The following is a 6364-nucleotide window of genomic DNA, read 5'->3' on the forward strand; positions in this document are numbered from 1 at the left end:
GCCGCAGCGAAGGAAAATATTATCCCTCATACCCAGGGATTAAAACTCATATTACTATTTTCTCTTACTTTGGTGAGCTTCTTCCACCACTCGACTTATTATACTTCTTAAGCCTTCATTTGTTAAATCTGACCTCTCCTTTTTCCAGTATCCTAAAAATTCTATGTTACCTTTTGCCCCCCGAAGAGGGGAAAAAGTTAAACCTTGAAAAGAAAGTCCCGCTTCTTGAGCTTGAGTCAAAATTTCTTCTAAAACTCGCTCATGCACTTTTTTATCTTTTATCAATCCTCTCTTAACCTCTCTACGGCCAGCTTCAAATTGAGGTTTGATCAAAGCAATTAATATGCCATTATCCTTGAGAATGGAAGTGGCGGGAGAGAAAATGAGACGGAGAGAAATGAAAGAGACATCTATGGTAACACCATCTACTCTCTCTCCTAAAAAACTCAAGTCAAGATAACGAGCATTAACTTTCTCTTTAACCACTACTTGGGGATGATGGCGAAGTTTTTCGTGCAACTGGCCATGCCCCACATCAATAGCGTAAACTTTTGATGCCCCTCTCTGGATAAGACAATCGGTAAACCCACCGGTAGAAGCACCAATATCGGCAAATACCAAATCTTGAGGATTAATGCCGAATTCATTTATCGCTTTTTCTAATTTTTCTCCTCCTCGACTAACAAATCGAGGAGGCTCCTCTATCTGGATAGAAACGCCCTTTTCTACCAAAGTAGAGGGCTTAAGATGTTGGCTTAAACCTTCTACTTTTACCTTTCCACTTCCGATTATTCTTTGAGCTTTTTCTCTGCTGTCACATAAACCACTTTCTACTAAGAGCTCATCCAGACGAATTTTTCCTTTTTTCATTCTTAGTATTTTCTCTCTATTACAAACCTGGCTATTTCCAAAAGGAAGGGGAAAGGCCGAGGAATAGAAGAAAGAAGACAGATAGCTTCTTCCCATTTATCTTTCATTATTTTTTCGCTCTCTTCCACCCCTTTAACTTTCACTAAAGTAGCTTTGTCCTGTATTTTATCTTTACCTGGAGTTTTACCTAAAACCTCTTTTTCTTGAGTTACATCTAATATATCGTCTTTAATTTGAAAACATTCCCCCAAAAGCATGCCAAAGTTTTCCAAAATTTCTTTTTCCTGGGAAGGAGCGGAACCAGCTATTGCTCCGCATAGAATAGAAGCGGTAAGAAGGGAACCGGTCTTTTTGCGATATATCTCCCAAACTTTTTCCTCGCTTACTTCTCTTCCCTCCCCTTCTAAGTCTAATACCTGTCCTCCCACCATTCCCTCTATGCCCAGAGCTTTTAAGATAACATTTGTCATATCCAGTACTTTTTCTTTACCGAAAAGTTTAGCCAATTCTTCATTTCCCACTATGAGCCGTAACCCCTCTATCAAAAGAGCATCTCCTGTTAAAACAGCCATGGCCTCTCCAAAAGCTCGATGCATACTGGGTTTCCCTCGACGGTAATCATCATTGTCCATACAAGGAAGGTCATCATGCACCAGAGAAAAAGCATGTATCATCTCTATAGCACCGGCTACAGGTAGTAAATGTTCTTTTTCTACTCCATAACCGAAACCCGTAGCCAGGGTAAGAGAAGCACGAATTTTCTTCCCCCCTTTTGCCCCATAAAGGATAGGAAATACTAAAGAAGAGGTAGCGCTCAGGGGAGCAAAGTTACGTTCCAGATATTCGTCTACTAAGTGAGCATTTTCTTGGAGAAAATCTTCTATTTTCATGTTCTTTCTCTTTTAGGAAGATAGTTTCCCCTTTCTTCTAAGCTTCTAACTAATTGCCCTAAAATTCCATTAATGAATCTTCCTGACTCCTCTGTTCCATACTTCTTTCCCAATTCCACCGCCTCATTGATAGCCACGCTTACCGGCACTTCGGGAAGAAAAAGTATTTCAAATACAGCTAAACGTAAGATGTTGCGATCTACGTTAGCCATCCGATAAAGAGGCCACTCTTCTGAAGCCTGAGAAAGTATTTCATCAATCTCCTTTTTTTTAGTCTCTACCCCCTGCACTAAACGGAAAAAAAAGGAAAGGGTATCTTCGTCCCACCCCTTAGGAACTTTAAAATAAGGAAGTACTTCCTCCAGTTTTTTATCTCTCATATCCATCTGAAATAAAATTTGTAAAGCAGCTACTCGCGCTTTCCTTCGCAACATTTTACTCCATAGCTAAAACCGTGCTATTTTTTTGATGAACGGCAAAGCCCTGAACATAGATATCAATCCGATCCACTCGCAAACCAGTTTTTTTCTCCAGCATCTCTTTTAATCCCTTCTGAAGCTCCCAGGCTGTTTCCGGCACTCTCTTCTTTAGATTCAGGATGAGAAATAATTGAAGAGAAATAGCCCCCTTCTTTGTTTCTATCCGTAAGCTCTCTTCTGAGTTTTTTTCCCAGGATTCAACTCCGTTAAAACCCTCAACTACCTCATCCACTAAAGCTTGCAAAGCTTTTAAAGAATAAAGAACTTGTCCTTCAGGTAGCGAAACTTCCGCACTTTTCAGAACTGATCACCTCGAGCTATACTCTTTCTAAATATTCTCGGGTACGAGTATCTACCCGCACCTTATCTCCTTCGTTAACAAAAAGAGGAACTTGAACTACTACACCAGTTTCTAAAGTAGCAGGCTTCGAACCGCCGGAAGCTGTATCTCCTCTAATTCCCGGAGTAGTTTCCACTACCTCTAATTCTATAAAGGGAGGCAGTTCAACACCTATACACTTTCCTTGGTAAGTCAGTATTTCCACCTCCAGGTTTTCCACTAAAAAGTCTCGGTTTTCCCCCACCATCTCTTCGGGCAAAACAATTTCTTCGTAGCTTTCTAAGTTCAGGAAATGATATCCGGCTGCATCCTCATACATATATTGAGCTTTTTTAACTTCCAGTATCGCTCTGATTATTTTCTCGCCAGCTCTAAAGGTTTTTTCTATTATAAAGCCGGTATTAATGTCCTTGAGCTTGGTCTTAATTATGGCTCCTCCCTTACCTGGTTTGATATGCTGGAAAGAGGTGACTACATAAAGATTACCATCTACTTCTATACAAGTTCCTACTCTCAAGTCATTGCTGGAAATGTATTCAGGCACTTTGGTCCTCCTTTCAAAGTAATAGGGGAAGAGAATCCAGAATTTTATTTCCCTCTTCTTGCACCACTACTAAATTTTCCAGGCGAATCCCTCCCCAATCAGGAAAATAAATTCCTGGTTCTACTGTTACTACCATACCCTTTTTTAAAATATCCTCACTTTTAGGGCCCAAGCGAGGGTCCTCGTGAATTTCTATCCCCACTCCATGTCCTAAACTGTGATTAAAATACTCCTCGACCTTCTCTTCTTTGAAAAAGCTTCTCACTACTTTATCTACTTCCTTTGCTTTTACTCCTTCCTTTATAATGGTTTCTGCCAGTTGCTGGGCTTTCTCTACTATTCGAAGAAGCTGGTAAAAGCGAGAATCAACTTCCCCTATGACTATAACTCGAGTAAGATCAGCACAGTAACCATTGACCCGTGCTCCCCAATCAACAATTGCCCAATCATTATCTTTAAAGGAATAAGAAGAAGGGCGAGCATGAGGGAGAGCGCTTCTCTTCCCCCCTGCTACAATGGTGGGAAAAGCTGTCTCTTCTCCACCCAGCAGGCGCATCTGGTAATCTAACTCTAAAGCCATATCTTTTTCTTTTACCCCTTCTCGGAAAAGAGACCTTACTTTTTTTAGCGCTTCTTCTGAGATTCTAACCGCTTTTTTTATTTCCTCGATTTCCTCTTCATCCTTAATCATCCTCATTTGTCGAGAGGGGGAAGAAACAGGAGCAACCTCTAAGCCCTGGTTTTTAAGGAGTTCGTAAAACCTTATTTTTAAGCTATCTTCAACCAGAAGTTTTTGATAACCGTTTCCAGATACTGCCTCTTTTATGTTTTTAGTAATTTCATCTCTGAATTCTTGGATTTCTACTTCTAATTTGATTTCTTCTTTGGCCTGGGTAGCATATCGGCCATCACAGAAAAAAACTGGTGTCTTATCAGGAAAGACCAGGAGAAAACCTGTTGAACCCTGGAAACCCAGAAGATAAAAAAGATCCTCTCTTTCTGTAACTAAGAAAGGATACTCTAAATCCTCTTTTAATTGAGCCATTCTTTTTTTATGGTTCATTCTTTCCCCTCATCAAAAAAGCTTGTAAAGCCAGAATGTATCCCTGATATCCTAAACCCGCTATCTGTCCCCAGCATACCGGAGCAATCACTGAGTGATGACGAAATTCTTCCCGACTATATATATTAGATAAATGCACTTCAATTATAGGAGCTTTAACTACCTTTAGAGCGTCGCGAATAGCTAAGCTATAATGAGTGTAAGCCCCTGGATTTATAATTATACCATCAACACTACCTCTACTTTCCTGAATTTTATCGATGATATTTCCTTCATGATTAGATTGAAAAATCTCCAGGTTCACTCCCATTTTTTGAGCTTCTTTTTCCAGTATGATATTTATCTCCTCAAAACTTTTTTCTCCGTAAATCTCCTTTTCTCTCTCCCCCAAAAGATTAAGATTAGGACCACAAATAAAGAGAATATTCAAGCTATCCTCACCTCTCTAAATAAGAAAGCGCTTCTCCAATTTTTTCCTCTTCTACCTCTACTCCCCAGATAGGTTGACCAAAATCTTTCAAAAAAACTAACCTGGCTTTTCCTCTTTCCTTCTTTTTGTCTTGACGGAGAGCAGCAAAAAATTCTTCTCTTTCTATCTTAAATTTTAGCTGAGTAGGTAAATGGAAATTAGCTAATATTTCTCTTTGTTTATCTACTACCTTAGAAGGAGTAATGCTTAATTTCTCTCCCAGGATAGCCTCTCCCATCATTCCTAAAGCGATCGCTTCCCCATGCCGGAGCTTACCATAGCCTTCTACTTTCTCTAAGGCATGACCTATGGTGTGCCCATAATTTAAAATACTCCGTATCCCCTTTTCTTTTTCATCCTCTTCCACTATTTTTTTCTTTAAAGAAAGAGACTGAAAAATTAGTTCTTCCAAAATTTCTTCTTCTCGAGAAAGAATTTGTTCTCTCTTTTCTAAAAGGGAAAGAATCTCGCCTCCGGCTAAAAAGAAAGTTTTGGCTACTTCTGCAAGACCTTCCTTATACTCTCGAGGAGGGAGAGTACGAAGAAAAGAAAGGTCAATGAATACCCCCGCAGGAGGATAAAAAGTTCCCACCAGATTTTTGCCCTGGGGCAAATTTACCCCGGTTTTGCCTCCTATGGAACTATCTACTTGAGCAAGAACAGTGGTAGGAATAGAAAAATAAGGTATTCCCCGTAAGAAGGTGGAAGCCACAAAACCAGTAATGTCAGTAATCACTCCTCCCCCCAGAGCTAAGAGAAAACTCTTCCGGTCTAAATCTAAATTTAGAAGCTGTTTATAAATGAATTCCACCGTGGAAAGATTTTTATATTCTTCTCCATCGGGAATGGTGACTACCTGAATAGTGAATCCTTGCCGGGAGAAAAAAGAAGATACCCTTTCCTCATAAAGAGATCCCACCCGGGAGTTGGTTACTATCACCCCGAAAGAAGAAGGGAATTTTATCTCTTCTAACCAATCATCTCTCTCCAGTAAATCCCAGCCTAAAAAAACCGGGTATTGCTTACCGCTTTCTCCACAAACTGCTAATTTTCTCATGGTATAGTATTTCCTCTACTATCTCCTCTTCACTTCTATTTCCATTAATTATAACATCTGACCTCTCATAATAGATAAGTCTTTTTTGATAAAGCTTTTCTAATTCTTGAGGAGTAGAATACTGAGATAGAAGGGGACGGCGGGAATCTCCTTTTATTCTCTGATAGAGGATAGAAAAATCAACTTGCAGAAAAATGGTTAAGAAATGTTCTCTTAATATCTGCCAGTTATCCTCTTGAGCAGGAAGTCCTCCTCCTGTAGCTAAAATTATATTCTTTTTTGAAGCCACTTCTTCGAGTACCACTTTTTCTAAAGAGCGGAAATGCTCTTCCCCCCATCGTTCAAAAATTAGAGAGATAGATAGAGAAGTCTTTTCTTCAATTAAATCATCGGTATCCATAAACTGCCATCCTACTTTTTGAGCCAATTGCTGTCCGATGGTGGTTTTTCCACTACCCATAAAACCAAGAAGGGCAATGTTCCCACGACCCCTTTGATTTATTTCTTTGGTTTTATCTTTATTGGTGTTTTCCAATTCAGCACTCCATCAATAAGTTTATTTAGAATAAGGAAGATTATATCTCGTCTCTATTCGGTTAATTTTCAACTCATTTTCTTCCCAGGTAAAAGTAACCTCAGCCACAGGTAGCAT

The 6364-nt window shown here is 39.6% G+C and carries 9 protein-coding genes; all 9 read right to left on the reverse strand.

Translation table 11 applies throughout. The annotated features are described in order from the left end of the window. Nucleotides 1-54: 54 nt before the first annotated feature. The 9 genes from GXZ17_RS01365 to GXZ17_RS01405 all read right to left on the reverse strand — a co-directional run bounded on the left by GXZ17_RS01365 (nucleotide 55) and on the right by GXZ17_RS01405 (nucleotide 6247). Entirely contained in the window at nucleotides 55-870 is an 816-nt protein-coding gene (locus GXZ17_RS01365) for a TlyA family RNA methyltransferase (RefSeq protein ID WP_409375495.1), read from the reverse strand. Nucleotides 871-872: 2 nt separating this feature from the next. After that, entirely contained in the window at nucleotides 873-1760 is an 888-nt protein-coding gene (locus GXZ17_RS01370) for a polyprenyl synthetase family protein (RefSeq protein WP_409375496.1), read from the reverse strand. Next, nucleotides 1757-2194: a transcription antitermination factor NusB gene (nusB, locus tag GXZ17_RS01375; RefSeq protein WP_409375497.1), complete on the reverse strand. Its 438-nt coding sequence runs from the start codon at nucleotides 2192-2194 to the stop codon at nucleotides 1757-1759. The genes GXZ17_RS01370 and nusB overlap by 4 nt, the downstream gene beginning before the upstream one ends. A 1-nt stretch (nucleotide 2195) precedes the next feature. Then, the gene (locus GXZ17_RS01380; RefSeq protein WP_409375498.1) at nucleotides 2196-2471 is read right to left on the reverse strand and encodes an Asp23/Gls24 family envelope stress response protein; all 276 of its coding nucleotides are present in this window, start codon (nucleotides 2469-2471) and stop codon (nucleotides 2196-2198) included. Between the two features lie 85 nt (nucleotides 2472-2556). Further along, entirely contained in the window at nucleotides 2557-3123 is a 567-nt protein-coding gene (gene efp, locus GXZ17_RS01385) for an elongation factor P (RefSeq protein ID WP_409375499.1), read from the reverse strand. A 13-nt stretch (nucleotides 3124-3136) separates the two neighbouring features. Further along, nucleotides 3137-4186: an aminopeptidase P family protein gene (locus GXZ17_RS01390; RefSeq protein ID WP_409375500.1), complete on the reverse strand. Its 1050-nt coding sequence runs from the start codon at nucleotides 4184-4186 to the stop codon at nucleotides 3137-3139. Continuing rightward, complete coding sequence (gene aroQ, locus GXZ17_RS01395; RefSeq protein ID WP_409375501.1) at nucleotides 4176-4616, reverse strand: type II 3-dehydroquinate dehydratase; 441 nt, start codon at nucleotides 4614-4616, stop codon at nucleotides 4176-4178. The genes GXZ17_RS01390 and aroQ overlap by 11 nt, the downstream gene beginning before the upstream one ends. Nucleotides 4617-4623: 7 nt before the next feature. Beyond that, nucleotides 4624-5712: a 3-dehydroquinate synthase gene (gene aroB, locus GXZ17_RS01400; protein WP_409375502.1), complete on the reverse strand. Its 1089-nt coding sequence runs from the start codon at nucleotides 5710-5712 to the stop codon at nucleotides 4624-4626. After that, nucleotides 5678-6247: a shikimate kinase gene (locus GXZ17_RS01405; protein ID WP_409375503.1), complete on the reverse strand. Its 570-nt coding sequence runs from the start codon at nucleotides 6245-6247 to the stop codon at nucleotides 5678-5680. The genes aroB and GXZ17_RS01405 overlap by 35 nt, the downstream gene beginning before the upstream one ends. Nucleotides 6248-6364 lie beyond the last annotated feature (117 nt).

This window comes from Candidatus Sordicultor fermentans, assembly GCF_012728195.1.
GTDB lineage: Bacteria > Atribacterota > Atribacteria > Atribacterales > Caldatribacteriaceae > Sordicultor > Sordicultor fermentans.